The sequence below is a fragment of the Peribacillus sp. P4_C12 genome, from assembly GCF_056402095.1.
Genome location: NZ_JBFUIB010001110.1, coordinates 1 through 667, shown reverse-complemented (window position 1 = coordinate 667; position 667 = coordinate 1). Strand labels below are relative to the sequence as shown.

Genomic DNA, 667 nt, shown 5'->3' with positions numbered 1-667 from the left:
GCAAAATTGATAGATCTCCCTAGAAGTACATTTTACAAGCGGCTTCATAAATATGGTCTATAGTCATGGATGTGTAATTTTCATTGGAATAAAAGATTATTTATATTTAACGGAATGCATGAGTATAGAGAGGGGTATGGCCTATAAAAACGAGAATTACTGAATTATTAGGAATAGAATATCCAATTATTTGCGGTGGTATGTTTCAAGTTGGACGAGCTCAGCTTGCTGCTGCAGTAACTGAAGCAGGCGGATTAGGTATCATTACCTCCAAAACACAGGTTACACCCGAGGGTCTTCGTGATGAAGTACGCAAAGTAAAAGCATTAACGAAGAAACCCTTTGCTGTCAACCTGAATCTATTTCCAAGTCAAACTGCTACTCCAAATGAAGACTTTATTGATATTTTAGTAGAGGAAGACGTTAAAATTGTTGAAACCAGTGGTCGAAGTCCTGAGGCTTTAATGCCAAAACTTAAAAAGCATGGTTTTACTGTCATCCATAAGGTTRCAAGTGTCAAAAACGCACTGTCTGCAGAGAAATTGGGAGTCGATGCTGTTGTTATCGTAGGGAATGAAACGGGCGGCCATCCTGGCATGGGGGATGTAGGAACGCTTGTAATGCTCCCTAGAGTGGTTGATTCTGTTAAAATACCTGTACTAGCAGG

1 protein-coding gene is annotated in these 667 nt (G+C 39.8%); it reads left to right on the top strand.

From position 1 onward, the window contains the following. Nucleotides 1-200: 200 nt before the first annotated feature. Nucleotides 201-667: NAD(P)H-dependent flavin oxidoreductase (locus AC1DUW_RS31630; RefSeq protein WP_477644551.1), on the top strand; the 467-nt coding region annotated here is incomplete at its 3' end.